This window comes from Methylocapsa aurea (assembly GCF_000746085.1).
Taxonomy (GTDB): domain Bacteria; phylum Pseudomonadota; class Alphaproteobacteria; order Rhizobiales; family Beijerinckiaceae; genus Methylocapsa; species Methylocapsa aurea.
Map to the genome: position 1 here is coordinate 1 of NZ_JQKO01000027.1, position 26,400 is coordinate 26,400.

Here is a 26,400-nt window from a genome sequence, read left to right on the forward strand (position 1 = left end):
CGCAGCCAACCCGCCAGCTTCTCGGCGAATGGGTCCAATTTGCTTGGCCGATCGGGAACCTTGAACTTTGGCTCAACCGCGTCCGCCCGCAGGTATTTGCGGATCGTGTTCCGGGACAATCCCGTCCGCCGCTCGATCTCCCGGATCGGGACGTCCTGCCGGAAATGCCAGCGCCGGATTACGCTCAATAACGCCATGTCGATCACTCCTGGATCCCCCGACAAATCAGCCAGGGGGAGGTCAAAACATGGGTCAGTTCTCAGTGAAAAACTCTGGCCTTCCAGGGTCACATCTCAGTGGAAATCAACAGTTTGGGCGCTGCCTTGAAGAATGTTTGCCATAACGCCTCCTCAGCCTTCCGGCTTAGCTGAGCGTCATGACTCCTCGGGACCAAACACCTAGGCCTATACAAGGGAGATTTGGTCCGACTCCAGCACCCGGAAGAGGCGCATAGATAACCTGCGGAGATGCAAAGTTGTTCCGGTAACTCGAGTCATAATAAGCGCGCCCTGCAAATCCGATACAAAGTCATCGGCCAGCGATTGGGCTAAATTCGCTTCAAATGCGCTGATAAAAATCTCCCTATAAGCATTCGAAAAGGAACGAAAATAATGATAAATAGGGCCAGCGAAGCAAGGAACAGAATTCATCGCCTCAATAACGAAGTTTACATATACACATCCGCTATTTTCGATTGAAAAAAAATTCTCAATTGCGCTATTTAGATTGGCAAGTCGTGTCGCCGGAGCAAGATCCTTGTCATATGCGTATTTGAATATATATTTATCAAAGTCTAATTGTACCTTTGTCATGACGGCTAAAGCTAGAGCCTCTTTATCCAAAAAGTAATGATGGAGGCATGGAACAGAAATCTTACAGGTTTTTGCAACCTCATTCATAGAGGTTTCATGATAACCTTTCGCCCTAAACAGAATTGCGGCAGCGGACAATATCATATCAGTTGTAATCTTGTGAGTGTCCATAGCAGAAGATCGATTCTGAGCGGTTAGGATAGGATTATTAGTCATGCGGCCATGATGTCGTCGCGCATCATGGCGCTTAGACGCTTCGGCTTAGGATTGCTCGCTATTCATAAGCTAGGATTGCATGCGAATCCCATATCAATAGCAGATTGGGCGTCTCCCAAACTGGGCCCGGACCGCTGATTTAGGATCGTAGGCATAGATGAATGCCCACGTATAGAAATTGAAAAAGGAGCATGAGACTTGCCGAGGGCATTTTCGGTTCATGATTACCCGGGACCTTTTTTTGTCTGCCTCATTTTCGTCTCAATGATGAAATCACACAATTTTGCTTGTGGCTATATTGATTTATAAATATCGTCAGGATTTTTCAGTTTGCTCTTAATCGTGAATGCAAAGATAATATCGGCGTGCATTCAGCCATTTGCGGGTATAGTAAGTGAAGTTTAAAGGACCGATCCCTGATGAGCGTCTGAAGTGCAATGAGTGTCGCGATCCTTAATCCGACAATGACTGAGCAGATTATCCAGGAAGAGCTTTGGCTCGACCATGACGTGAATGTGATCGCTCGTCAAAATAGCAAGAAATCCATGGAAGAGCACGCTTAAAACTGCAATACAACAACCGCAATATATATATATACGCTCTGCAATTGAGATCGCTAGGGTAGCAGTATTGATCCGTTTAGCGATCCTTGCTGCTTGGCTTTTCGAACGAAAGAAACCGCTATAGGTGCCGCTTATCGCACGGGGCTCCGCGTGGAATGATTTAGACGTAGTTTCGCGCCTAATTGAAAGAAAAGCGGGCGCGCCTGAGTCGGCTAGGCGCTTTTGTGACGAGTGGTGATTTCGCGCCTTTACAACTAAAGTGTGTGTAGTCCGACGGTCCCCGATTTAGGGGATAGCCTTGGCCAATCGAAAATGCGAGTTTGGGTGGGACGCCGACAGCGGCCTTTCAACGCCTCGGTTTGCCAAGCCTCCCAGAGCGGGGGTATCGGCGGGGGCATTTGGTTTTGAACGTAAGGGCAATGAGATTTTCTAACAATATGAAAATTGAGATCAGCCGATCCGATGACATAGTATCGGTTGCGACGTTATTGTTTAGAGCTAAGGGCTATCACGCTACGTCGATGACCGACGTAGCGGATCGTTGTCGCATCCAAAAACCAAGTTTATATCATCATTTTGCAAGTAAGGAAGATCTTGCTCTTGCTGTTATGAGCAAAACTCAAGCCTATTTTGATTCCTATTTATTTAGATATGCTTATGATGAGACACTTTCTCCACAGGGCAGACTTTTGAAGATTATCCAGACTCTTGAGAAATACTTTTCAATTGAGCATAGTGGCTGCGTATTCGCGAATTTTGCTATTGAAACAATGGATTCTATTCCTGATTTTGTTGCGCCTATTCGCCACTATTTTGATTGTTGGTCGAAATCATACCAGGTAATATTTAATACAATTTATGGAAAGGACGATGTAAAGGCATTAGCCGACAGCTTCGTGTCTGACTTGCAGGGCGCGCTCATCATGATGAAAGTTACGGGGACAGATGCGCCTCTGCGGAGGCTGTCAGCAAGATTGCTTCGAGCCGCGCACGCGAAGCCTCTTCCCAACGAAGAATCCGATTTAGAGTATACACTTGCGGGGCGAAGCCAGCGGGAATCAGAACAGAAATCTTTGGCTAACAAAAGATAGACCTTTTTTGAGAGCTGCAGGATCTAGAGCGGAATTCTGGCTGATTGAGTCAGTTTTGGGATTCGCGAATCCGCTTTGATCTGACTCAGGACGAGGGCGGGAGAAGGAGGTTGGCCTTGATGCCTAAGTCTCTTCTTTCGATTTTCGCAGCCGTGTCCGTGCCGCCATTAATGAATGGGAGTCAGGCCGCGGCACGGTCTGGGGCCCACGCCTCGAGTGCAATCCGCTGGCAGGTGTTGCGCCGGTTGTGGGCAGCGAGGGGCGTCCCAACCCGCTTGGCGGCGATCGGCTGTCGCGGCGCGCCGAACAGCACGGCGATCTCATCCGCGCCCTCTTGTCGAGACGCCCGACATCGCCATGTCGGAGTCGGAGGCGCGGTTGGCACAGTCCGGCGCGCCGGCGAGCATTCGCCGCGCTTTGGCGCTTCTGCGACTGCCACAAGCTGACGCGCAGAGAAGACCGCGCCCGCGAGCGAGCAGTATAAGCCCGACGTCCGGAAGCGGCGGAAAGACTGGTTCGAGAGCCAGCTCGACCTTGATCCCTTGCGCCTCGTCTTCATCGACGAAGCCTGGACCTCGACGATGATGGCCCGCACGCATGGGCGCTGCGCCCGCGGGAGGAAATACCGCGCTTTACGCCGTCCTCATTGACATGGACCAGCAGCTCCATCCCGACCCGCTGCGCGGCCTAATCGCGAAATGCGATCATCTCGCGGAATTTCCAGGTCGTGTCTACGTGGAGCAGTGGAAACGACGGCTTCGATAGAAAAAAGGCCTTCTGCGCGAGATGCAGCATCACGCTCAAATCCTTGCCGATGGAATAGAGCATCAGCGGGCGCTCGAATTCGGCGACAACCTCGCGCATGATGAAGATCGCCTCCGCCTCGAGGCGGCGCAGATGAGGGGAGGCCCCTTGTTGCTCATCGAAATGCCGGAACTCAGAACGCTCGAAGGCAAGCAGCCCGCGAGCCTCGCCGGCCTCGCGCCCATCCAAAGACAATCCGGCTCATGGAAAGGCCGCGCCTTCATCCGCGGCGGAAGAGCCTTTCTCCGCCAAGCCCTTTACATGCCCGCGCTCGTCGCGTGCAGGTTCAACAAAGACAGCAGGACGCTTTACCAAAAGCTTGTTGACGCCGAAAAGTCGCCATCACCGCCGTCATGCGCAAGCTTCTCGTCTTCGCAAACGCACTCTTGCGAAATGAGTGGCTCTGGACCGAAAATGCTCCTTGCCCTTAACGGATACTCTAGCGGCCGCAAAATCGCGCTGTCGCTGACCGGAATGGCGAGGCGCACCGACAACCTCTCTCGGCAGACCGCCAGCGGTCTGCCCGAATAGCGGACGGTCTGCTACGCGGTCCGTACGGTGCCCCTTAGGAGCGGCGACCAGGGGCAGGCGCTCGACGAACGTCCCCCGCTACACTACTCATTGCGACGCCCCAGCGCCCAAGACTCAAGCCGAGCATGAGCAGCGTTCCTAAACGGGAAGATCCTGCAGCAGCCGACGATGCCAGGTGTGCCGAGACGTCGAAACCTCGCCGCAACCGGGTAGGACCGCTCTCCTACCCCTTGCGCCGAAAGGACCCTGCGGCCGGCGCGAAACTTGACGTCGCTTACTTTTATTCCAGGATGGAAGGCCAGTTCAATTTTCTTTCGCACGTTTTGCGCTGCACGGAAGACGCGACCTTGACAATTAACGCCACAGAATGCGGCGAAGACCTTATTTAAGTGTATCGTGACACGTTGGTTAACTGTCGCGGGTCTGGAGACTCTTGGCCAGAGACAAATGAGCGCAGTTAATCTATCAATGACGCTCACTTAGTACAAAGTTAAAATTTTTGCTTGTAGTGACTGTCCAGCGTCCATTTCGCTTCTCGATCGATACCACCCTGCCAGCTGACGAAAGAGATGAGCCAACCATTACAAGACTGAATCCGTCTTCCGTTTTGAAGACTGCGCTAATACCGTCTGCATTTTTTAAAATATATTTATTCTGATAGAAAGCTTCATCAGCTGCAGATCGTTCGTCGGACTCCCTAGATATGGTGGTGGCTACGCCGTAGGCCACCACAGCAGCTGTGGATGCAAGCGCACACGCGAAGAACGATTGCTGAAATGAGATGCGACGGCTCAGGTCTATGCGAGACACCATGCTGGAGAAGAAAATCATACTCGATACCCATCAATTTTTGATCTATACGTTGTAATACACGACTAATAAAAAATAATTTACGGCAAATATTTTTTACGCCGCTCTAAACTCATACCTTATTTTTCCTAATTAGCTCCAATATATTTTGGATAATCTCAAACTAATACTGTATACTTTAATCATAGCGGCATGCTTCACGTGCTCATCTGAATATGACGGTTCAGGGGCTTGTCCGACACCCAATGGGGAATGTCGAAAATCTGGCGCTTGACAAGCGCCCGAACGCTCTCAATGTTGTTCGTATGGGGGATTTTGCGCCGCGCAGATCGCCTCGGCGTCGGCCATGTCGTTCTTTTGGCGCTTAGTGATTCACATAGGCGGGCGGGATCAGTCGCACCTCATGGCCGAGATCCCCGATCGCCCGCGCGCTATGATGAGCGCTGGCGCGAGCCTCGGTCGCCACAAGGCAGCGAGCTAGCCCGCAAAAAGCGAGAGAACCTATTCGCGCCGGAGCTTCTTGCAGAACACGACCATGCCAACAGCGCTCGCGCCATGCGCCTGGAAAACGCTCTTCGCCAGATCCAACCCGATTGTGCTAACTTCCATCATGGACACTTTCCTTCAAGCGGCTCTCAAACACCGCGACTTTAGTCCGCCCATGCCGTCGAAGGGGCTTCCACCCCATCACTGGAAGACGACGATCTGCGTCGCCGGCCTGCAGTTCGACGAGGTCACGGCGCCTTTCGTCCTCGATGGTCCGATCAACCGGAACGCTTTCGAAACCTATATGGAAAAAGTTCCCATCCCCGAAATCAAGCCGGGCGTCGTCGTCGTGACCGATAATCTGTCGAGCCACAAGCGTACCGCCGTCTCTGCAATGATCGCAGCGGCGGGGCAAGCCTGCTTTAGCTGCGCCTAATACCAACGGCCGTTGTTTTTGACTCGTGATGGATTGAACGAAGCCGCTATCGCGGCGGGAGAGGCGAGGTCGCGTAATTGTTGGCCTCCTGTCTGAGAGGATTGGGTGTTGCAGCCCCTTCCCAGACGGGAGATTTCCAGATGACCCAGGTGAGCCCTCTGCGCCGCCGCATGATAGAGGACATGACCGTCCGCAATCTCTCGTCGGCGACGCAAAGATCCTATATCAGCGCGGTTTCGAAGCTCAGCCGCTATTTTGGACAACCCCGACAAATTGGAGTTGGAGGACGTTCGAGCCTTCCAGGTGCATCTCGTCTCGTCCGGCATTTCATGGCCGGCGCTGAACCAGATCGTCTGTGCGTTGCGGTTCTTTTACGGCGTGACGCTTGGAGAAGCGGTTATTCCCGAGCGCATTCCGTATGCGCGGGAGCCCCGCAAGCTGCCCGTGATATTGAGCCCTGACGAAGTCGTGCAATTCCTTGAATCCGTTTCGAGCCTGAAGTGCCGGGCGGCGCTCACTTGCTGCTATGCGGCCGGATTGCGGGCCTCTGAAGTCGGCGGTCTCATGGTCGCCGACATCGACAGCGCGCGGGGCGTCATCCTGGTCCGGCACGGCAAGGGGGCGAAAGACCGCAACGTGATGCTGTCGCCGCAGCTGCTCGGCATCCTCCGCGTTTATTGGCGGCGGGCCCGGCCACGGCTCGATCTCTTTCCCGGCCGCGACGAGGGTCATCCGATTAATCCGACCGTCCTGCACGCCGCTTGCCGGTCGGCGGCGAAAGCAGCGGGTCTGACCAAACGCGTGACGATGCATACGCTGCGCCACAGCTTCGCGACCCATCTCCTGGAGAACGGAACCGATATCCGGATCATTCAGGTCCTGCTCGGCCACAACAATTTGTCGTCGACGGCGCGCTACACGCAGGTCGCGACCCATACGATCCGCGCGACGCAGAGCCCACTCGATCGTCTGTCGCTGGAAGTGACGCCGCCAGGTTGAGACGGCGCCGGGACGCGGGATCATGGTCCGCGCCGGCTTTCATCAAAACCGGGCCGTCATCGAAATCGCCGATATTTTGCGCCGCCACGGCCAGGATTACGCGCGTGCCCATGCCGCGCATCTCGGGCGGGTCGAGCGGCGCGTGATGAGCGCGATCACGGCATGCCGGACGGCGGCGCTTGGCGGCTATGTCGAAGCCTGCGACGACTGCGGCCGGACCCGGATCGCCTGCAACTCCTGCCGCAATCGTCACTGCCCGAAGTGTCAGGGCCGCGCGCGGGCGAAGTGGGTGGCGGACCGCCAAGCCGCGCTCTTGCCGGCTCCCTATTTCCACCTCGTCTTCACATTGCCTGCGCCGATCGCCGAGATCGCCTTCCAGAACAAAGCCATCGTCTATGCGATCCTGTTCAGGGCCGCCGCCGCCGCCATGATGGCGCTCGCCGCCAATCCGCGCAGCTTGGGCGCAAGTATCGGCGGCCTTGCGGTTTTGCATACGTGGGGTCAGGCCCTGACCCATCGCCCGCACGTCCATTGCGTCGCGCCGGGCGGCGGTCTTTCATCCGATGGATCGCGAAACGGCCGAACTTCTTTCTCGCCGTCAAACCGCTCTCCCGACTGTTCCGCCGTCTGCTTCTTGAACGCCTGCAGGCGACTTTCGAGGCCGGGATGCTGGGATTCTTCAATAGCCTGGCGCACCTTGGAGATCGCGACGCCTTCACGGCTCTCGTCCAAGCCATGCGCCGCATTGACTGGATAGTCTACGCCAAGAAGCCGTTCGGCGGCCCCGCCCAGGTTCTCGCCTATTTCGGCCGCTACACCCATCGCGGCGCCATCGCCAACAGCCGCCTCAAGGCTTGCGACAACGATCACGTCGCCTTCCGCTGGAAGGATTACCGTCAGAACGGCGCCGAGAAGATCATGCGCCTGAAGCCGGACGAGTTCATCCGTCGCTTTCTGCTTCATACTTTGCCCGACGGCTTCCATCGCATCCGCTACTTCGGATTCATGGCCAATGGCTGCCGCGCCGCAAAAATCGCGGCGTGCCGCGCACTGCTCGTCGATGAAGACGCGAAGCCCGAGAACGCATCCTCGCCGCCGGACGCTTTGGACAAAGACGCCGTCGACGCCAGGCGCCTCTGCCCAGATTGCGGCGGAGCCATGCGGATCATCGAGCGCATTTTGCCCGCATCCCGGCGACGCCAAGCTCCCACACCGCCGTTTTGGTGCGACACGTCATGAGACGGGCATCGATGATTTGCGCAACAACTATGCTTTGCCCGAGACTTTTGGCGCGGTCGCCTTCGCCGGCGATGAAGCCGTACGCTCGCGAATCGACGAAGGCCGCCAAAACCGGCGCCGCCGACCTTTTTCGATCGAGTCGGCGCCAATCGTTGCGGCATAAAAACGGTCAGGCGCCGTTCGCCGCCACGCCAGGCGTCGACATCCGCCAGCGCGAAAAAACACAATCCTCATAATCCCCGCCGCGCCTTCGTTCAATCCGGCTTCAATGAGGTCCCAGATTACCGGAACCCATTGATTTCGGCTCGGGGACCTCACAGAAGCCTCCAGATTCCCTCGTCGGGCTTAAGATGATTCCATGGCGCGGGGAGGATTCGCGTCATGGCGTCAGCGGTGGAATTACGGACGGATTTTTCGGCTAAAGAGCTTCGCCGGCTTGCGGCGGCGAACGCGAACGAGAGCCGGCGTCTTTTGTCGCTCGCCGCGGTCCTCGACGGGATGAATCGAACCGAGGCGGCGCGGATCGGCGGCATGGACCGTTCGTCCCTGCGCGATTGGGTCCAACGCTTTAGCGAGCATGGGCCGAGCGGCCTGAAAAGCCACTGGTCGAAGGGCAAATCGTCGCGCCTTTCAGCAGAGTAGCGAGCGGAAGTGGCCGGGCTTGTCGAAACCGGCCCGGACCGCATCGCGCATGGCGTCGTGCGTTGGCGCCGCGTCGACTTGCAACGCGTCATCGCCGAGCGCTTCGGCGTCCTCTACCATGAGCGTACGGTCGGCAAGCTCCTCAAGGCGCCTGGCTTCTCCCATATCAGCGGCCGCCCGCTCCACCCGGGACAGGATGCGCGGACAATCGAGGCGTTCAAAAAAGCTTCGCGGCCGCGCTGAACGCCCATCTGGCCGGTGTCAGGAAGGGCGACGCAGGGCATCCGGAAAAGACCATCGCTGCGGTCATGGGAAAAGGACATGGCGGAAATGGGGACCGGAGACGGCCGCCCGATACCACCCCTCCTGCGCGCCGAGGTGCACCGTTTGCGACGCCGCCTCGTGATGACCCTGGAGATGATCCGCGAGGTGGAAGCCGAGCGCGAGCAGGCGCTCCAGACGCAAGACGATACGGCCCACCGAACGATTCAGGCACTGCACCGGATCCGTGGCGTCGGCGAGAATTTCGCCGCGGTTCTGACGCGCGAAGTATTCTATCGGGCGTTCGAAAACCGCCGGCAAATTGCCAGTTATCTCGGTCTTACCCCAACACCCTTCCAGAGGGGCGGAATGGATCGCGATCGGCGGATAAGCCGAGCCGGCAATGGGGAGGGAGCGCCAGGCGCTCATCCAGCTTGCCTGGCTCTGGCTGCGCTACCAGCCAGACAGCCGCCTAGCGGTTTGGTTTCACGAGCGTGTCTGAAATCTGCAAGGGCGCACCCGCCGCATCGCCATCGTCGCCATGGCCCGCAAGCTGGCCTCAACTAATGAAAAGACCGGCTGATACCTATAGGCAGACATAAGGGGAACACGGCAGCTTGTGTTTCGTCACAAAAGCAAAGGGTTGCTGCAAGCTATTGATCGCGATTTGGCGCCACGCTGCCACCGGCCTCGTGCCGGAGGGCGCACAAGTCTCAGCCTGATAGGCCGTTGGCAGGCAGCTGGCGGCTGTTCGAGGAGATGTGATCGTCTTCGTCATTGGCGGCTATGCTTCCCGCGTTTCAGGTGGGTCACATTCGACCGGGATCGACGCCTCGTGCATGAGGCATTCTGGTTGCCGGGTCACAGCAGACCCGGACCGTATGTAAGGTGATACAGCGCTCGCTGTTCAGCAAGCGACCCCGACCTCCAAGCCACTGCGACAAAGATCTCTACGGATCCATCAATCGGTCGGTAACATGAATTGACAAAGGAAGCCTCATGTAAAGACGAGGCCTGGGTCGGGCGGAAGAACAAAATTACCCGGCGATGGGCACGGCGTGGAACACGGCCCTCTGCGCCGCATGATCAAAGGATGGCGTCGGCCTACATTTTCGGAGCCATCTGCCCGGCCGAAGGAAAAGGCGCAGCGCTTGTCCTGCCGTCATGCAACAGCGAGGCCCTGGCTCTCCATCTCGAGGAGATTTCGCTTGCTAAAGAGCTTGGCGGGCACGCCATCCTCGTCCTCGATTAAGCAAGGTGGCATGTCTCAAAGAAGCTGCCGGTTCCCGCCAACATCACCCTCTTGCCGTTGCCGCCGAAATCGTCTGAGCTCAACCCAGCCAAAAATGTCTGGCAGCACATGCGCGGTAACTGGCTCTCAAATCGGGTTTTCAAATCCTACGACGACATTCTCGATCACTGTTGCTTCGCCTGGAACAGGCTCGTCGACATGCCCTGGAAAATCATCTCCATCGGTACAAGAGACTGGGCATACAGGTCATAATCAATGAGACTTGGTATCACAGCCCGGATTTCAACCCGATCGAGAAAGCATTTTCGAACTCAAAGCGCATCTGCAAAAGAGCCTCCGAACGAACCGTCAGGGGCCTCTGGGACGCCATCCGCCGCCTCATCGACCTCTTCACTCCGCAAGAACGCGCAAACGTCTTCGCCGCTGCAGGATACGATGCAACCTGAGCGAAAAACGTTTCGGCCATCATTCTCCGTCAGCTAAGCGATCCTGCCTGCGATGAAAACAGCAGACCTCGGCCTGGAGCTTTGCGCCATTCAAGCAATTATATAGGAGATAAAGCCCGCAGGACTTGGCCATCTGCGCTAACTCTGCTGTCATGTCTGCAATATATAAAGCAGTTTCATCTTCTACTAAGATATTATCACCTTTATACCCCTTACGTACGTCAGATGAGTGCTGTTTCGTGTGGCGCTGTGGCATTACTGTCCCCATAAGAAGTGGTATAGCATTGTAAATAGCACTGCATGTTTGTGTCGTGGTACCGTCTAAATTTGACATGCTCCTTCTAAATTGCATGTAACAACGCTACCTACCGGTCGGTAGGCTGTCAAGGGGTATTAAGCCAAAAAAGATGTGGAATTTTTATTGGCGGCCGGGGCCAGAGCGTTTGTGCTTCTTAAATGAAACGGATTTCAGAAATCGATAGCAGTTTGGCAGCGCGCGGCTCTGCGTTGAAGCCCGCCTTATGAGCGGCGGGAAGTCCATCGACGGCTGACCGATAGATTGTCCGTCGATCAGCGGCTCCCATTGGATAGCATGACGCCGCGCCGGCAGGACAGCAGCCAGAGCGGGCTTTCCTGGATGCGCCAGATGCCGGAAGCGGCGACGCCCATGGCGCTGCTCGGATTGATCGAGCGCCTCGAAGCCGTCCGGTTGTCCTGTCTTGAAGCGGCGCGCGGACACCGGGTTCATCAGGTGCGGCTCGCTCAGCTTGTCCGTGAAGCCAGCCGCACCACGGTACAGAATGTGGCGGGCTTTGAGCGTCAACGCAGGCAGGCCACCCTGGTTGCCGTCAGTTTCGATCTCGCCGCCGATCTAACCGACAAGGCCATCGAGCTTTTCGACCGGCTGATTGGGGCCATGCTCCGCAAAGCCGAAGCACGGCGCCGGGACTTCCAGGGCCATCAACGAGAAGGTGCGCCTCTACGCGAGCGTCAGAGCTGGCTCCGCTTGTCTGAACAGAGTCCTGCGAATGATAAGTGGAGCGTCTGCCGGTTAAGTCTGGAATGCGGTCTGCTAGAATTATAGAAGCGCAGATAGCTGCCGATCGAGGCGCGGCCTCCGCCACCGTCCTATAAGCTTTAAGGTAGACCTCCTCGTATTTGACGGATCGCCAAAGCCTTTCGACGAAGACATAGTCGCGCCAGGAGCCCTTGCCATCCATGCTGATGGCGACGCCGGCTTTGAGGAGAACATCCGTGAAGGCCGCGCTGATGAATTGCGAACCTTGATCCGTGTTGAAAATCTCCGGCCGCCCACGTTTCGCTAAAGCCCCGTCTCTATCGTGATCGACACTCGATGAGAAAGCACGCGCCTGCTGAATCAGTCGACGACGGCGGCGAGATAGACGAAGCCGCGCGCCACTGGGATGTAGGTTATGTCCATGCCCTCCGCTGGCTTCTCCAACAGGCTACGCCTGCCGGAGCCTCAAGCCAGCTCCGCCCAGACGTGATCGGGCCGGACGACCTTCGTCTTGCGCAGCAGATACGGGTAGATCTTGTGCCCCGCCACCGGCTTGCTCGTGTTCGGCTTGCGATAAATCGCTTCGATTCCCATGCGCTTCATCAGCGTAGCGATATGCCGGCGGCCGACTTCAACGCCGTCTGCATTCAAAAGATCCCGCAATATCCGGCTGCCCGCGAACGGAAAGTCGAGATGCAATTCGTCCATTCGGCGCATGATGGCGAGATCGGCGGCGGACGCCGGCCGAGGCGGATAATAGACGCTGCCTCGGCTGATGTTCAGCGCCTTCGCCTGCTTGGCGATCGGCAGTGCATGGGAACCGTCGATCATCGCTTTGCGCTCAGCAGGCCGGCCTTGCTGAGCGCGCCTTTCAAAAAAGCATGATCCAGCGTCAGCTCACCGATCTTGGCGTGAAGGGATTTCAAATCGACGGCTGGCGTCACAGGTTCGGAACGAGCCTCAGCCCCAAATACCCCGGCGGTCTCTTCGAGCAGCTGCGCCTTCCATTGGGTGATCTGGTTGGGGGGACATCAAATTGCTGCGTCAGTTGGGCCAACGTCTTTTCGCCCTTGATTGCAGCCAAGGCCACTTTCGCCTTGAAGGCCGGTGCGTGGTTCCGGCGGGGTCGTTTGCTCATCGTCTCTCTTGATAGCGGCCATTTTGCCCGCTATCAGGCAGAAACTCCACTCATCCCACTGTCAAAATTTGCCGAGCAGCCTCTCTATTCCCGGCCATCAGAAATCTTCGCCTTCGTCGACGGATCGAAATTCGCGACGCTGACACCGGATGGTTCTGTCATATAATTGAAGCAATCGCGCAGATAGTCGCCGCATGGGCTCAACGGAGCCGGTAACGCGCATCATGATCAGTGCGCCCTGTAGGTCGGACACGAAATCGCAGGCCAACGACCGTGCCTCGTCAGTTATGTGTGAAGCCACAAAAATGGCGCGGTAGGCGTTTCGCCAAGAGTCGAAATAATTCTGGATAGGAATCGTAAATGGCGCAACAATATGTAACCTTTCGACTACTAACGTAAGAAATAAATAGCTACGCCTTTCAGATGAAAATAAACATTCTGCAGATGCATTCATATATATTAATCTATCCCTTGTATCAATTTCGTTATTATATGCATAGTGTAACACTGATTCCTCAATATATGACATTGCCATAGTCATCGCGGCCATGGCTAGCGTTTCTCTATTTGGATAGAGATTATACAATGTGGAAATATCAATAAAGCAATTCATTGCAACCTCATCCATTGAGGTCTTAAGGTAGCCCCTCTCAGCAAACAGCAATGTTGAGGCCGCTACGATATGCTCGGATTTGTCATTTATTGTTATCATAGTAGAAACTTCTGCCTGTGCACAATATTTTACTAGACATCCGCTAAGCTATTTGTATATATAAATATATCACACTGAAAAGCCTATGTATTCTGAATTACTATCTGACAATCTTTCAATTCCGAGGCATTATACGTATACAGAACCCGCGGGAATCACGATTGTCTGCTCGGTAATCAGGATTAAACTGCTCAGATTATCCATGCCAAGCGTTCCGATATAATTACGATTGTCAATATTCAACAAAGTGCCGACCACATTTCACAACAATTATTGCATAGCTATTGCGCAATTGTAGGCTGGCGATGGCCGCCGCCAGCTAAATACCAGAATAGTTGTAAAAATAGCACACATTGAGAGTCTGTCCCTTCTAATACGGTTTTCGGGTGATTAGTTCGGAACGATCCGCTTTGGCCACCAATGGAAGCCGGTTCGGGTCTGGATTTGCTCGGGGTTCTCGGCGAGGGTGATGCATTGGTTGGCGATTTTCTCTTCGAGGTCCTCGATGGTCGCAATGTGCTTGTTGAAGATCGGCTCGTCGACGAGCACCCAAAGGGTTTCGGCCGGTTGCAGCTCTGGACTGTAGGGCGGTAGATAAACAAGGCGAAGGCCATCTGGGATCTTTAGGCCCGCCGCGCCAAGCCATCCCGCATTGTCGAGCACGAGCAGGATGATGCGTCCAAGACCTGCTTCGGCTTCGCGCGCAAAGGTTTCGAGCAAAGCCTCGAAAAGCGGCTTCGACACGCCGTTGGAAAGATACCAGAAAGTTTCGCCCGTGGCCGGCGATGCGAAGCCCGTGACGTAGAGCCAATCGAACCGATGATGGCCATGCGCGATGGGACATTCGCCGACGGGCGCCACACGCGGCGCGTGATCGGCTTCAGGCCGATGCGATGCTCGTCTGTGGCGAAGACCCGACTGACTTGCCGGGATGTTTCGCCGCTTCCTCGGCGAGGGCGTCCGGGAGCTTTTTTTGAACGCGGCCGCTTCTTCGGGCGTGGCCGATTTGGGGTTCTTCGGACGCGGCGTTTGGATCGAAAAGCCGATCGCCTTCAATGCTTCCCAGCCCCGCTGCGGCGCGACCGACGCCAGACCAAGTTCCCCGGCCATCCAGTTCGCAACCTTACGGCTCGACCACAGCCCGCCATCGGGCGGCGGCTCGCGAAGGCGATCGCGCAATTTGTCGAGCAGCTCAGGCTTCAGGATCGTCGCCGATGCGCCGTTGCGGCGACAAATCACCCAGCGCATCGGGTCCTTCGGCGTTGCAACGCGCGAGCAATTGTTCGATCCACCGCTCGCCGAATGCCGTCGTCGCCGACACTTGCGAAATGGTGTGGCCACGCGCCAAAAGCCAGATCGCCTGGAAATGCCGCGCTGCCGCGACGTCTGTACACGACACATGCCGCTCTTGCAGATCGTCCAAACTCAAATGCTCGTTGACCGTCGCCATGTGTCCGCATCCCCCGACTCATGGCGCGCAAGCCTAAATGTTTTGCAAGGCCGCGTGAATCCCCCCTCTAACGGCGAGTCAATCAGACGGAAACCGTATAACATTCCAGTTACGCCTTTCGCCGAAATCATCGCTATGGATCAATCGTTTGCGATCTCGAGCGGCGGCGGATCATAGCGCTCTTGCCGGACCGTGAAATCGCAACTGTCGAGGCCTGGTTCGCCGAGCATCCAGAGATCAAGATCCTGTCGCGGGATCGCGGTGGCGATTGCGGAAAGGCGACTGCGAAGGCCTCGCCCAACGCGACGCACGTCGCCGATCGTTGGCATCTCATGGAGAATGCGAGTGCCGCCTTCCTCGACGCGGTGCGCAAATTGATGCGCGCGATCCGGAGCGCATTGGGGGCAACGACGATTGATCCGGTCTTGCTTACCTGCGCCGAGAAGCTCCAATATGAATGCTATTCCAGCGACTTCTGTCGCACGCGGAATACGTCGTTGCGCTGGACGAGTTTTCGGCTATGGCCAGTCCGGCGAAGTGGCGGGGGCATCGGTCAAGGGATCCTCCGCCAAAATTTGGAGCGGTATCGCCGATCTACGCGAGTCAGATCGAGGTATCCCTACGACGAAAGCTCCGCATGCAGTATCCAACCCCCGAATGAAAAACGGCTCAACCGTCGAAATCACGCCGGTGCCCTGACCTTTGCCCCCATGCACGCATTTATCCTGGCAGCATCTTGCGCCGAGGCTGGTCATGGGCGCCAAAATCACGTCCAAACGGTCATAAGAATTTTGCATGATTGACAGGCTGCCGTTCGAAATGTCGTGCGAGCACCGAGAATGACGCAGACCCGACGAAGGTCCAGGTCGCCCGCGTGAAACGGATGATCCTCGGATAATCGAACTTTCCGTTTCGCGGTTTCGAGCGTGATAACGAGGTGAAGGCGGATGTTTGTTTGGAGTGTCCATCTAATTTAACGGCTGATCCGCAGTGTACCACTCGGTACACTGCGTAGCTCTCGAAGTCAGGGAGCGAGAATCGGCCACAAGCTATTGTGTATTGCCTGATATAGGCCCGTGGCCAAAATCGCCGATCTACCCGGAAGCTTGCAGCCCGCAAGGTTGGAGCAGGGTTTGAACACTAATCTCTCCCTCGGTCAGTCGCGATATTATGGGGAGTAAAACAAGGGTGTATAACAGCAGCATCATTGCGAAGATATGTTACGGAGGCCCCGTTTCATTTTCGGGCGTCGTAAAGCGCCTCTACGAAAGCCGGGCTTGTCCACCGCGGCCTCCCTTGCGACAGATCGCTGTTGCCTTCTGCGGCGCTTTCATCGCCATCTCCATTGCCGCATCGGCAACCGAGGTTACGCATTTTCCTCTGATATTGGGCTCGTTCGGAGCTACTTGTCTCATTCTTTTCGGATTTCCGGATACTGCATTTGCGCAACCGCGCAACGTGATCGGCGGTCATTTTTTGGCATCGCTGTGCGGACTGTTCTTCCTCGCGCTGTTTGGCGCGAATTGGTGGAGCATGGGCCTCGCGGTCGCGACTTCGATCGCGCTTATGCAAGTGACGCAAACGGCTCATCCGCCCGCGGGTTCGAATCCAGTGATCGTCATGCTGAGTGCGCCGGCTTGGTCATTTCTATTCATCCCCACACTCGCAGGAGCGTGCGTGTTGGTCGCCGTTGCGTTCCTCTATAACAACATGCTCGTGGGTCGCAGCTATCCGAAATATTGGCTGTGAATATAACAAGTATCTCGTCGAGTCTAAGGAGACGTTGAATGTTAATGGTAGCTTCGAAAAGCATCACCTATCAAAAGATCGACCACGCTAAGATTCACGAATTGGAGGATCGGCACGCGTGGATTGTTGAGCCAATATTCCGGGCGAGCGCGTCAGTCAGCAAGATGCCGTTCTACCGCTATATTTCGCAATTGCGATCTCCGCTGGAGTTCAAGCCCGTCGCGACCCAACTCTATTTTCACTCCGCAACTTTTCCAAAGGTTATGGGTCTCATGCTCGGCCTGACCCCTTTTTCTCAAAACTACATGATGCCGTTCTATGCCAAACATGCCTTTGGAGAAGCGGATCATCATCAAATGCTTCTGGAATGGATGCTACGACACGGGTTGCTTTCCAATCCAGAAGAAATTGATTCAACTATTGTCGCTGTCGAAACTAACGCATGCATCAATCTTGCTTATCGTCTCGCGGCTGAACAGGATCGCGACAAATGGTTGGTGACGATTAACAGCGGAATCGAACGATGCTCGAACGATTTCTTTAAGGCAGTCGCCCCAAAGATGCACGAAATTGGCGCAGGCGATGCGTATTTCGACGTTCACGTCGAGGCGGACGAGCATCACAGCATCATGGGGCTAGACTTCATCGAAGCTCAGGATGCATCTTCGGCGCGTGCGCAGCAACTTCTGGCCAAGGCCCTTGAGGGCATAGCTCTATGGGCTGACATGCTCCATTCTTGGATCGGTATGGACTATCATCCGCGCTTCAACCTTGATGGATCCTTAGTTGACCTTCGATGTCATTAATTTGAACGCGCTCCGGAATCGACTAAGCCGACGCGCGCTCTAACGCGGTCCGCACCGTTTAGCCTGAGTCTCCGGGCTCAGGCTATGGCCTGGGCATGAGCGCGAGTTCATTGATTTGCGAGCGCTGTACGCCCGCGGTTGTGTCGCGTCTGCGGCGACCGAAAAATGGGCTAGTGATGCGGCTTTTGCTAGTGATCAGTCCAATAAACAGTTCCCATACGCCGACAGTCCGCAAGGTTACTAATTTTGCGGGAGACTTCTCTGAACGCGTGGGAACCAAGCGTTTGGCTCAAGCCGCTAGTGTATCATAAATATATAACAAACCTCACGCAGCATACGCACATGCTTTGCAGGATACAAATACATGGCGTCTACAATAAAAACATCTCGAAATTGCTATTTTGTTGTATGTGTTTTTACTTTGTCGTTTGTCAACGTCGCTTGGCCGCAAACGGCAACAGACGAGACGTTCGGCGCCAAGTTACGGCGTCTTGCGGCAGCTGCTGAAATTTCCAATCCGCTCACAGAGCATCCCTTGCGTCCCGCATCTGCGTGGGCCCCGACTAGGGCCTACGTTCAGGGCGAAGTCGTGCAAAACGGACAAAATATTTACTTGTGCTATACTTCTGGCACAAGCGCCGCTTCTGGTGGGCCAGCAGGTACTGGATACTCTGGCATTGTCGATGGAACGGTCGTCTGGTTCTACAACGGACCTTCTGTGGTCAACATACCGGATCCTTCCGCGCCGACAATATCCGCTACGGCAAATTTCGCGACTCTAACGTCGTTGGGCCTTACTAAATCATACAACCCTGTAGACAGCCCCTCGAGCTTCTCATTTGGCGGAGGCGTACCCACTCGGCAGCAAAATGCGAAGCTGGTCTCATTTCCCGCAGTTCATGCGTCCGCTAACGATACGGGGGGCAATATTGGCTTCAATAATGGCACAAATAACTATTATTGGTCAGCAACATTTGTAACTGACGCGCCGATCGTGGCGATCAGCGTCTCGTTTGGAGGGTCGCCTGCAAACATCATCATAGACGGAAGGAGGCTTTTCCCGGGAGGCTATAAGGGGCCATCGGCACAAACAGCGTTTATACTAGATTTCACTCGGGCCGGCGGGCGGAAGTCCCGAACTATCACGCTTGAGGATTACGGCAATATAAGATTTGCTGGCGTCACAGTCGATGTTGGCAGCATTGTATCCGCTCCCTTTGCTTCAGACAGGGTCCGCGTAGCATTTCTAGGGTCCTCAATTGAGGCGGGGGGCAATGGCTTTCCCATGCTCGGCATGCCTCATTGGCCGGAAGGAGCTTCCAAGCTTTTAGGTTGGACCGATCCATGGAATCTAGGATTGGGAGGAACGGGCTATATTGCCAATGCACAAGGTAAGAGCCTGAACTACATGACCCATATTGCGGACGCCATCAGCATCTCGCCAGATATTGTGGTTGTTGGCGGACCAATCAATGATGTCAACTATCCATCCTCGCAGCTCGTCACTGCGGCTGTGTCTCTTTTGCATAGGCTTCGCGCCGCACTTCCGAAGGTTCCTTTGTTAGTAATGGGTGCGTTTTCCGCTGATAGGTGGCCGAGCACCGCTAACCTGAACAGTGAACTTGCGGTTAAAAATGCCGTGCAGCAACTCAATGATCCGAATATTTTCTTCATTCCGTTGATCTCAGGGCAGGATGGCTCGGTGATAAGCGGAACCAGCAGAGTCACATCTCCCAACGGCACGGGAAACTCTGATTTCTACCTTTCGTCAGACGGACATCCAACTCAGCTTGGGATCAATCATTTGTCCGTCCAATACGCTACGAAAATAAGATCCGTTTTCGTTAATCTACTGAAATAGCGTCTAATATCAGCGGCCTCAAATTCTGACTCAGGAGGAAATCAACGAAGCTGCTAACGCGGCAGAAGCGGCGATATTTCTGGGCTGAAGCCTCCTGTCTGAGAGCTCCTGTCTGAGAGGATGTGATCGCCACATCAACCCCTCTCAGGACAGGAGAGCTCCCGATGGCCGAGATAAGCCCTCTGCGCCATCGCATGACCGAGGACACGATGTCCGCAATCTCTCGCGGTGACGCAACAATCATACATCCGTTCGGTCTCGTGGTTCAGCCGTCATTTCGGTCGTTCGGTCGGCTCCGGGTCGAGCACGTTCGCGCTTTCCGGGTTCAACTCGTTTCGGCCAAGAGTTCCGGGCCACCCTAAAACCAGATTGTCTGCGCCTTGCGCTTTTTTCTATAGGGTACGCTCCGGCAGGACAGGATCCCCAAGCGCATTTCTTACGCCTGTGAGGCGCGCGCGCTTCCGGTCATGCTCAGCGCCGACGAAGTTGTGCGGTTTCTCGAAGTCGTTTCGAGCCCGAAGAGCTGGGCGGCGCTGATGATAGCCTATGCCGTCGGCTTGCGGATCTCGGAAGTGATTGGCATCAAGGTCGACAGCATTGACAGCCAGCGCATAGTCAAAGCTCGCGCCGTGGCTCCATCGGTCATCTTGAAAGAACTTGCCGCGTTTCCGAGGCGGAGCCGGTTCCACGTCGCGCTTTCCGAACTTGCCGTCTCGAGCGCACAGTGTTCATGCTCGATTGGCCGGAGAGTGCGAAACTTCGCCGGGGCTGTCATGCCGGCCTGAACAAAGGCGAATCACACCGTGCTCGCGCAGGCCGTTTTTCTTCAAAAGCAGGGCCGGATCATCGGTCGCACATTCAAAAAGCCAGAGCGACCGAACCTCCGGCCTCAATCTGGTAACCGCAGCGATCGTCTACTGGAACACGGTCTATCCCGTTCCGGCTCCGACAGACTCTTACGCTCTGAAATCGACAATCATCTGAACGTCTCAATTCTTAGATTATAGCCGCCTTCAACCAAAAACGGCGGAGCACCAGCGCTTACAGCGTATCCCATGGGCGCTTTATCGCTTTAGGCCTGACTGCGATCCCGCCTCCGAATATTTGCAGGTTGTTAGGCTTGTCGTCCTTCAAGCCTTTTTCTCAAGCGGTTTAAGGCACGCTGGAAGGATTGTGGATCATCTAGCGCGCGAGCCAATACCAATGCGCCCTGTATGCTTCCCACGGTTTCTTCGGAGAGCTCCCTGGCGGTTACTGCGTCGTGGCCGCTACGCATCAGCGCATCCGTCAGATCGTTTGTCCAAGCTACGAAGTAGGTGCGGACCTGAATACGAAACCGATCGCGCGCATCGCCGAGCGCAAATACGCCCACCAAGCATACTCGCTGACCAGACCTAAAATACGCCTCTACCGCTTGAAGCATTTGCTCGATCGCACCCCCCGCATCGGGGTCTTGGCGCAGCGGTGCGAAAACATTGCGATGAAACCAGCCATCGATCTCATCCAGCACAGCCGCGGCCATTTCCTGCTTGCCGCCAGGGAAAAAATGGTAGAGACTGCCCTTGCCGAGTCCTGTCCTCTCGCTGATCAGCGAAAGGCTAGCGCCATCGAATCCATGCTCTCGAAAGACTTCCGCAATCGTAGGCAGCACATCGGCGCGAACGGTAGCTTTTCTCGACAACATCGCCTCATAAGCCGAGTTCGGTCAATCTGGGATAGTTAGCAGTACGCTGCCTTATCGGCCACCTGAAATTGGAAACGCCCGTAGGGAGGTAGAAACTCACCTTTCGGCGACGCATCATACCAAGTCCCCGAGGGTCTGACTCAAAACGAAGGCTCCGGGATCAAGGTTTTACGAGCCTTCGTGTGAGCGTTCAGATTTGGGCGATGAAGATCCAAGCGCCGGCGCCTTTAACTGTTGCCTCGACATCTTTTGCGAGCCGTCGGCGTCGCCCGAGCGAGGAGAAGGGGCGTTCGACGACCCAGCGTCGAGGCAGGGTCTCGAAGCCTTTAGCCGTATCGGGTCGCTTGATGATTTCGAGCGTCCATGCGCCGATCCGGCTCGTCGCGTGCGGGAGCGTTGGCGCAGCATCGCGTCGGCCAAGACGCGCGGCAGCCATGGACAGAGCAAACAGATCGATGCAAGCACTTCTGGCGCTCCGTCGCGATCTTGATCCCTAAGTTGGTCAGACGCGGCGGCTGGAACTCGGGCGTCGCTGGCACTCGTGTCCGGGCCCGCTGGGCCCTCCGGCATCATGAGGAACTGAAAATGGCGAACATAGCCGTCTTACACCCGAAGCATGGACTTCGCGGGTGGCCTCCAATCTTGTCAAGGCCGACCGTATGTTGGTCCCATGGAATTGCCTGCCTTCGCCAAGAGTTTGCCTTGTTTCGGGCGGAGTGCGTTCGGGCGGCGTTCAGGGACAGGCCGGACCGTGGTCGGTAGGTTGGAGTATAGATCGCTGATGTAGCTTTGAAAGTCAGGATTTGAGCGCATGCACGAGGAAATCGCGGCCGATAAAAAGGACGTGATTTGCGCCAATGTGAAGCAGGAGACGAAGGCGAATCGCAAAGTCTTCATCCGCAAATGGCGCCTGAAATGCCCAGCAGTCGCCTCCAGCCTGGAGGAAGCTAGCGACAACTTGTCACTTTCAGGCCCTTCCCAAAGAGCCAATGGAAATCAATTCGAACCTTGAATGTGATTGAACGATTGCACCGGAGTTCAAACGGCGGATCAAGGCGCAGAGCGTGCTACCCTCTGCCGACACCGCGGCGATATTGTTCTGGGCTCTGCTGGCTTCCGGTCAGATTACCATGCACAAGGTGGATGGCTGGCAAAGCCGAACCGAATGGCCGTCCGACCACATCATTGACCTTGCCGCATGATCGGGTTACTTCGTCACGCTGGGGATCGCGCTAAAAGCAATTCCAACCGAAATCGCGACGGCGCCAATGAGGAAGCGGTTTTTCGGCAGCCTCGCGGCTAGCTGCTTATGGATCTTGCGAGGTATCCTCGTACTTAGAATATTTGCTATCTAGAATGATGATATATTGTTATAGTTATATTACTATATTTGTTTCCGCATATTTATCACTTATATATTTTATATATATATATAGCATTCCTGGTATATAATATCATAGGTATTTAGTAGAATACTAATAATCATAAAATTTATCTAAAATCATACTTAGAACGGGCATCTAAAAAGAGACCTATTCTTATACATTTCAAGGCACCGTCCTCTTCGCATGCTGCAATATGCGACTCAATTTTTTAAGCGCGCAGGTCAAATTGCCGTAGGAAATGTATGACCGGGATATTCGGTGTGCGACAGCGGTGCATAGGTTTGATCCTGACCGTCAAAAAGTCACTAATTTAATTTTATCATAGCACAAAGTGCCTTGCACAAAGTGCCTTGAAGTCGAAAGAAGATTGTTTCCATGCCCTCCGAAACAAGCCGAAAAGACGAGATATTGGAAGTAGCTGAATTGTTGTTTAGATCAAAGGGATATCGTGCTATTTCTATGGATGATGTAGCGGAGATTTGCGGAATCCAAAAAGAAAGTCTTTTTCGACATTTTGTAGGAAAGCAGGAGCTTGCAATTGCCGTCATGGCTAAAGTACAAGCGTATTTTGATAGGTGTGTGTTTAACTATGCTTATGATAGTACGCTCTCTGGCAAAATGCGCTTGGTAAAAATAAGTGACGCGGTCATGCTATATTTTTCTGAAGATGCTGGTTGCCTGTTTGGGAACTTTGCAATCGAAAAGATAGACGCTACTCAGGTCTTCGTCGACGCGATCCAGTGCTACTTTAATTCCTGGGCCTCTGCGTATCGAGCGATCTTTTCCTGCGCTTACGCGTTAGACGTGGCTAGCTCGCTTGCCGATGATTTTGTAGCGGACCTGCAGGGCGCTCTCATCATGATGCGGGTCACGAACAAAAATGATCCTTTGATTCGATTGGAGGTACGATTGCTTGACGCTTTTGAAGCGGGTTCAAAATGAGGGTGTGGTCAGGGGACAGCTGCTGCTCAACTCGCGAGCCATTCCGGCCGATAGACTATAATTGTCAGCGATGACGGGTGATTAAATCTATCAATTGTTGTTCGCCCTGGATCACGCGCTTGCTTGCGCCCGGAGATCAAAATGAAAGTGTCTCATATAGGCAGTCAGCTTAGCGTGGCGCGAGAAACTTCTCCACTTCTGGCGACGCAAAATTCCCTATCTTGGTGATCCAAGGATTTCGGGACCTCGTAAATACGTGACTGTGATGCCAGGGCCGCGCCCAGCTCGCTCTTACCTTTTTGAGGTGGCCGCGCGCTTCCTTCTCCGTAAGCTTTGTCCATCTCGCGACATGCCCTGCGCCCTCAAGGCGACGCAAGCTCAGCAATAGACCTGTGGAAGGCCGTGGACAGGTCCACGCAAAGCACGACTGCTTTCATCGGCATCGACATTTCGCGGTGAGCGAAGCTATGCGGTACTGGAATTCCTTTAGGGAACTGGTCGAAGGTCCTGAAGCGAATGCTCGAACACACGGCGATGTTGTGGTGATTGCCGCGTCGTTAGCAATGACTGGCCTATTGCATTGCCGGGCCACATAGGCTGCCGGCAGCGGAAAAATTGGAGTGGGGAAGATTCCAGCTAATCCCAAACAGGTGTCTCTCACATCAGTGGCCGTGAAATGAGTGCGCGCATCCTTCTTGGTGTGTGGACCCCAAGAACTCTTCTGGACCGCTCGTTGGCAGATCCCCACGCCGTGTTTTTCTGCGCAGGCTCCCGACGGATCGCGCGCGGCGGCCGGTCCGTCCATCTCACCCAAAATATGCTCACTATTATCGGCGCGCTTCTCGCTAGGGCAGGAGGTTGCGTGACGTTTCAAGAGCTTGAGCACGCACTATGGGGTGACGACGTAAACGGAGGGCCAAACAACACGCGAGGCGCACTTTGGGTCCATATTTGTGTGGCCCGCAAACTGCTCGCGCCTCTTGGGTTCCGGGTCTATCGAGAACGACAATTCAGCTACGGCATCGTCATGGAGAAGCAGGCATGATTCATGCCGCCTAACTTCAGCCGGTTGACAAGTAGCAATCGACCTGCGGCAGATGACTGCCAACCTCACTGTTCGCCGTCGCATATCCTGCCGCACCTCGACGGTAATCATTCCTTCGAAGCGCAGTGTGCTCGACCAGCCCTTATCAACCATACGCGGGGACTCCTTGGCGAGTATGGGGTCATTTTACCGCAAGGGGCGTGGCGTTTCCGGGCGCAAACCCGCGACGCGATCGCGGAGGCCGAGTTGTCCGATCTTGCGCGGGCGCTCTTCAGCGACATGCTTGACAGCGTCGATCTTCGGCTCGAGAAACTCGATCGACAGCTCGCAGTAATCTGCCGGACGAACGAAGCTTGCCGCCGGCTTTCGAATCTTCTAGGCGTGGGGCCGGTGGTCGCCGCGGTCGATGACGGGGCTATTTCGGACCCGGGCGGGAACTCGCGGCAGGGATCGGCCCAGTGTCGCGACAAAAAAATGCGACTGGCGGGAAATCCCGGCTCGGCGGTATTGGCGGGCTTTCAGCATACATTTAATCAGGGTCTTCGTCAATCTCGGTGCAAACTTTAGCCCTGCAACGGGATTATCCGTGCGCGAAGGAGGTCAACGCCGGCACGGGGGTCAATTGTGGACGCCGACCGGGGCAATTTTCGAAGCCGATTGACAACTTTGCAACGGCTCCCAACATTTCGACGGGTGAATCCGACGCCGTTCGGGCAGCATTGCGCGCCCAGGGGTGGACGCCTGGCCGAAATGTCACGGTCTTCAGCGACGGTGATCCAGCGCTCAGAGGCGCCGCGATCGGCGCGACGCGACAGCAAGTTGCTCGCATTCTCGACTGGTTCCATGTTTCTATGCGGGTCCGCCACATCGAGCATGCCTTCGAAGGCATTTGCCAGTTGGAGTCTGAATTGAAGTTCAGCTGCCTGACATCAGCCTATTTCCACGTTCCGCGCCTGCGCCATCTTCTTTGGAGCGGCTATGTTCGTGAAACGCGCGATGCCCTCAAGCAGATCGGGTACTTTATCCATGGCGTCATCTCCGAACATTCGCGTGCGATCAACGCAAAAATGAAACGGTTTCTGCAGCTCATCGAGGAGTTTAGGACTTATCTGAGCCTCAATCAGCGTTCGATGATCGATTATTGTCGCCGCTACTGGAAGGGTCTACCGATCTCGAGCTCCCGAGCGGAGTCGACGGTCAATGTTCTGGTCAATGCGCGCATGAACAAGCTACGGCGGATGCGCTGGTCGCCACGTGGTGCGCAGCGCGTGCCTCAAGTGCGAGCCGCTGTGATCGATGGCCGCCTGCGGGCCGGCTCACTTGACCTCGCGGCATGACCCCCAGCTTTTTCCCACTCCCCCAGGCGCTTTACCTGGCCGGCAAAAGCAGTCGGCATATAGCTGCGCAAACTGGCATTGGATAGGCGACCGTGGTCAAATGGATTCGCTCGGGTTGTTTGCCGGATCGCCGTCCCGCAGCTCTCACGCCGAGTTCTCCAAGCTATCTCCAGGAGTTCCTGCTGCGCCAATGGGAAGCCGGAAGCCGGAAGCCGGAAGCCGGTGTCAGATCCAGGTTAATTATGAGACTCAGATCATTGCTGCGGTGCATGCAAGGATAATTTGAGACAAATCTCGTCTATTTGTCTCAAATTAAGTCTTAATTTGAGACGGATCGCATGGTGTTGATTTCCGCTTCGAACTGACCCGGGATTTTCATTGAGAAGTGACCCGGGTGGATGTTGTGTCCCGCGTTGCGGGCGAGGGTCAAGCGGCGGATTTTTCCTTTCGTGTTTTGGGAGCTGCGGCGCTTGCCTTGAACCGGTAGCTGTCGTTGCCTGTCTCAATGATATGGCAATGGTGGGTCAGCCGGTCCAGCAGTGCGGTGGTCATCTTAGCGTCGCCGAACACTCCGGCCCACTCGCTGAAGCTGAGATTGGTGGTGATGACGACGCTGGTGCGCTCGTAAAGTTTGCTGAGCAGGTGGAACAGGAGCGCGCCCCCTGATGGGCTGAACGGCAGATAG

General features: G+C 55.3%; 17 protein-coding genes and 13 pseudogenes. 18 read left to right on the top strand and 12 right to left on the bottom strand.

The window, feature by feature from the left end; genetic code table 11:
* Both DL86_RS14495 and DL86_RS18850 read right to left on the bottom strand, forming a co-directional pair.
* A pseudogene (locus DL86_RS14495) lies at positions 1-197 on the bottom strand (IS21 family transposase); the annotation flags it as partial.
* A gap of 207 nt (positions 198-404) precedes the next feature.
* Positions 405-983, bottom strand: coding sequence for a TetR/AcrR family transcriptional regulator (locus DL86_RS18850; protein WP_051953497.1), 579 nt, complete (start codon positions 981-983; stop codon positions 405-407).
* 1,045 nt (positions 984-2,028) lie between these two features.
* Here DL86_RS18850 and DL86_RS14505 point away from each other — a divergent pair.
* Positions 2,029-2,682 (top strand): TetR/AcrR family transcriptional regulator, encoded by a 654-nt coding sequence (locus DL86_RS14505; protein WP_036262942.1) that lies wholly within the window; start codon positions 2,029-2,031, stop codon positions 2,680-2,682.
* Positions 2,683-3,279: 597 nt separating this feature from the next.
* Here the strand turns inward: DL86_RS14505 and DL86_RS14515 are convergent.
* Positions 3,280-3,546, bottom strand: a pseudogene (locus tag DL86_RS14515) (phosphoadenosine phosphosulfate reductase domain-containing protein); the annotation flags it as partial.
* 51 nt (positions 3,547-3,597) lie between these two features.
* Here DL86_RS14515 and DL86_RS19390 point away from each other — a divergent pair.
* Positions 3,598-3,917 (top strand): annotated as a pseudogene (locus tag DL86_RS19390) (transposase); the annotation flags it as partial.
* 565 nt (positions 3,918-4,482) lie between these two features.
* Here the strand turns inward: DL86_RS19390 and DL86_RS19960 are convergent.
* Positions 4,483-4,848: a hypothetical protein gene (locus DL86_RS19960; protein WP_156964674.1), complete on the bottom strand. Its 366-nt coding sequence runs from the start codon at positions 4,846-4,848 to the stop codon at positions 4,483-4,485.
* 288 nt (positions 4,849-5,136) lie between these two features.
* A pseudogene (locus DL86_RS19395) lies at positions 5,137-5,439 on the bottom strand (IS110 family transposase); the annotation flags it as partial.
* On the opposite strand from DL86_RS19395, the gene DL86_RS20855 reads away from it, so the two are divergent.
* The 7 genes and pseudogenes from DL86_RS20855 (at position 5,438) to DL86_RS20155 (ending at position 11,672) form a co-directional block, all read left to right on the top strand.
* On the top strand, positions 5,438-5,749 hold the full coding sequence (locus DL86_RS20855) for a transposase (RefSeq protein ID WP_051953500.1): 312 nt from the start codon (positions 5,438-5,440) through the stop codon (positions 5,747-5,749). The pseudogene DL86_RS19395 and the gene DL86_RS20855 sit on opposite strands and share 2 nt — an antisense overlap.
* A gap of 140 nt (positions 5,750-5,889) precedes the next feature.
* Positions 5,890-6,748 (top strand): annotated as a pseudogene (locus DL86_RS14530) (site-specific integrase).
* Between the two features lie 22 nt (positions 6,749-6,770).
* Positions 6,771-7,987 (top strand): annotated as a pseudogene (locus DL86_RS14535) (IS91 family transposase).
* Between the two features lie 381 nt (positions 7,988-8,368).
* A pseudogene (locus tag DL86_RS20550) lies at positions 8,369-8,901 on the top strand (helix-turn-helix domain-containing protein); the annotation flags it as partial.
* Position 8,902: 1 nt separating this feature from the next.
* A pseudogene (locus DL86_RS19410) lies at positions 8,903-9,389 on the top strand (transposase); the annotation flags it as partial.
* Between the two features lie 507 nt (positions 9,390-9,896).
* Positions 9,897-10,394: pseudogene (locus tag DL86_RS20555) on the top strand (IS630 family transposase); the annotation flags it as partial.
* A 786-nt stretch (positions 10,395-11,180) separates the two neighbouring features.
* Positions 11,181-11,672 (top strand): hypothetical protein, encoded by a 492-nt coding sequence (locus tag DL86_RS20155; RefSeq protein WP_162180442.1) that lies wholly within the window; start codon positions 11,181-11,183, stop codon positions 11,670-11,672.
* On the opposite strand, the pseudogene DL86_RS14570 reads toward DL86_RS20155, so the two are convergent.
* The 4 genes and pseudogenes from DL86_RS14570 to DL86_RS20160 form a co-directional block, all read right to left on the bottom strand.
* A pseudogene (locus DL86_RS14570) lies at positions 11,579-12,744 on the bottom strand (DDE-type integrase/transposase/recombinase). The gene DL86_RS20155 and the pseudogene DL86_RS14570 overlap by 94 nt on opposite strands.
* 97 nt (positions 12,745-12,841) lie before the next feature.
* Positions 12,842-13,456: a TetR/AcrR family transcriptional regulator gene (locus DL86_RS20860; protein WP_036262957.1), complete on the bottom strand. Its 615-nt coding sequence runs from the start codon at positions 13,454-13,456 to the stop codon at positions 12,842-12,844.
* Positions 13,457-13,846: 390 nt separating this feature from the next.
* Complete coding sequence (locus tag DL86_RS14585; protein WP_051953502.1) at positions 13,847-14,704, bottom strand: IS630 family transposase; 858 nt, start codon at positions 14,702-14,704, stop codon at positions 13,847-13,849.
* A complete protein-coding gene (locus DL86_RS20160; protein ID WP_036262960.1) occupies positions 14,649-14,906 on the bottom strand; it encodes a COG3415 family protein in 258 nt (85 codons plus the stop codon). Before DL86_RS20160 ends, DL86_RS14585 begins: the two co-directional genes overlap by 56 nt.
* A 110-nt stretch (positions 14,907-15,016) precedes the next feature.
* On the opposite strand from DL86_RS20160, the pseudogene DL86_RS19420 reads away from it, so the two are divergent.
* From DL86_RS19420 to DL86_RS20865, 6 genes and pseudogenes are all read left to right on the top strand, one after another.
* Positions 15,017-15,370: pseudogene (locus DL86_RS19420) on the top strand (ISL3 family transposase); the annotation flags it as partial.
* 706 nt (positions 15,371-16,076) lie between these two features.
* Complete coding sequence (locus tag DL86_RS14600; protein ID WP_084572951.1) at positions 16,077-16,655, top strand: HPP family protein; 579 nt, start codon at positions 16,077-16,079, stop codon at positions 16,653-16,655.
* 38 nt (positions 16,656-16,693) lie between these two features.
* The gene (locus DL86_RS14605; RefSeq protein ID WP_036262964.1) at positions 16,694-17,461 is read left to right on the top strand and encodes an iron-containing redox enzyme family protein; all 768 of its coding nucleotides are present in this window, start codon (positions 16,694-16,696) and stop codon (positions 17,459-17,461) included.
* A gap of 364 nt (positions 17,462-17,825) precedes the next feature.
* Complete coding sequence (locus tag DL86_RS19975; protein WP_156964678.1) at positions 17,826-19,322, top strand: SGNH/GDSL hydrolase family protein; 1,497 nt, start codon at positions 17,826-17,828, stop codon at positions 19,320-19,322.
* A gap of 467 nt (positions 19,323-19,789) precedes the next feature.
* On the top strand, positions 19,790-20,107 hold the full coding sequence (locus tag DL86_RS20165) for a site-specific integrase (RefSeq protein ID WP_051953504.1): 318 nt from the start codon (positions 19,790-19,792) through the stop codon (positions 20,105-20,107).
* The gene (locus DL86_RS20865; RefSeq protein ID WP_425348924.1) at positions 20,053-20,223 is read left to right on the top strand and encodes a hypothetical protein; all 171 of its coding nucleotides are present in this window, start codon (positions 20,053-20,055) and stop codon (positions 20,221-20,223) included. The genes DL86_RS20165 and DL86_RS20865 overlap by 55 nt, the downstream gene beginning before the upstream one ends.
* Positions 20,224-20,436: 213 nt before the next feature.
* On the opposite strand, the gene DL86_RS14615 is transcribed toward DL86_RS20865, so the two are convergent.
* Positions 20,437-21,003: a TetR/AcrR family transcriptional regulator gene (locus tag DL86_RS14615; protein ID WP_036262983.1), complete on the bottom strand. Its 567-nt coding sequence runs from the start codon at positions 21,001-21,003 to the stop codon at positions 20,437-20,439.
* A gap of 193 nt (positions 21,004-21,196) precedes the next feature.
* Positions 21,197-21,495: pseudogene (locus DL86_RS20870) on the bottom strand (transposase); the annotation flags it as partial.
* 316 nt (positions 21,496-21,811) lie between these two features.
* Here DL86_RS20870 and DL86_RS20570 point away from each other — a divergent pair.
* From DL86_RS20570 to DL86_RS20875, 3 genes and pseudogenes are all read left to right on the top strand, one after another.
* Positions 21,812-22,208 (top strand): annotated as a pseudogene (locus DL86_RS20570) (transposase); the annotation flags it as partial.
* Between the two features lie 558 nt (positions 22,209-22,766).
* On the top strand, positions 22,767-23,333 hold the full coding sequence (locus DL86_RS14635) for a TetR/AcrR family transcriptional regulator (RefSeq protein ID WP_084572952.1): 567 nt from the start codon (positions 22,767-22,769) through the stop codon (positions 23,331-23,333).
* A 1,953-nt stretch (positions 23,334-25,286) separates the two neighbouring features.
* Positions 25,287-25,715, top strand: coding sequence for a hypothetical protein (locus DL86_RS20875; RefSeq protein ID WP_156964682.1), 429 nt, complete (start codon positions 25,287-25,289; stop codon positions 25,713-25,715).
* Between the two features lie 426 nt (positions 25,716-26,141).
* On the opposite strand, the gene DL86_RS14655 is transcribed toward DL86_RS20875, so the two are convergent.
* On the bottom strand, positions 26,142-26,400 hold a 259-nt coding region (locus DL86_RS14655), incomplete at its 5' end, for an ATP-binding protein (RefSeq protein ID WP_036262974.1).

Coding starts and splice junctions, on each gene's coding strand:
- DL86_RS18850 (WP_051953497.1), bottom strand. CDS start 983: ATGGACACTCACAAGATTACAACTGATATGATATTGTCCGCTGCCGCA.
- DL86_RS14505 (WP_036262942.1), top strand. CDS start 2,029: ATGAAAATTGAGATCAGCCGATCCGATGACATAGTATCGGTTGCGACG.
- DL86_RS19960 (WP_156964674.1), bottom strand. CDS start 4,848: ATGATTTTCTTCTCCAGCATGGTGTCTCGCATAGACCTGAGCCGTCGC.
- DL86_RS20855 (WP_051953500.1), top strand. CDS start 5,438: ATGGACACTTTCCTTCAAGCGGCTCTCAAACACCGCGACTTTAGTCCG.
- DL86_RS20155 (WP_162180442.1), top strand. CDS start 11,181: ATGACGCCGCGCCGGCAGGACAGCAGCCAGAGCGGGCTTTCCTGGATG.
- DL86_RS20860 (WP_036262957.1), bottom strand. CDS start 13,456: ATGATAACAATAAATGACAAATCCGAGCATATCGTAGCGGCCTCAACA.
- DL86_RS14585 (WP_051953502.1), bottom strand. CDS start 14,704: ATGCGCTGGGTGATTTGTCGCCGCAACGGCGCATCGGCGACGATCCTG.
- DL86_RS20160 (WP_036262960.1), bottom strand. CDS start 14,906: ATGGCGACGGTCAACGAGCATTTGAGTTTGGACGATCTGCAAGAGCGG.
- DL86_RS14600 (WP_084572951.1), top strand. CDS start 16,077: ATGGGGAGTAAAACAAGGGTGTATAACAGCAGCATCATTGCGAAGATA.
- DL86_RS14605 (WP_036262964.1), top strand. CDS start 16,694: ATGTTAATGGTAGCTTCGAAAAGCATCACCTATCAAAAGATCGACCAC.
- DL86_RS19975 (WP_156964678.1), top strand. CDS start 17,826: ATGGCGTCTACAATAAAAACATCTCGAAATTGCTATTTTGTTGTATGT.
- DL86_RS20165 (WP_051953504.1), top strand. CDS start 19,790: ATGCTCAGCGCCGACGAAGTTGTGCGGTTTCTCGAAGTCGTTTCGAGC.
- DL86_RS20865 (WP_425348924.1), top strand. CDS start 20,053: ATGCTCGATTGGCCGGAGAGTGCGAAACTTCGCCGGGGCTGTCATGCC.
- DL86_RS14635 (WP_084572952.1), top strand. CDS start 22,767: ATGCCCTCCGAAACAAGCCGAAAAGACGAGATATTGGAAGTAGCTGAA.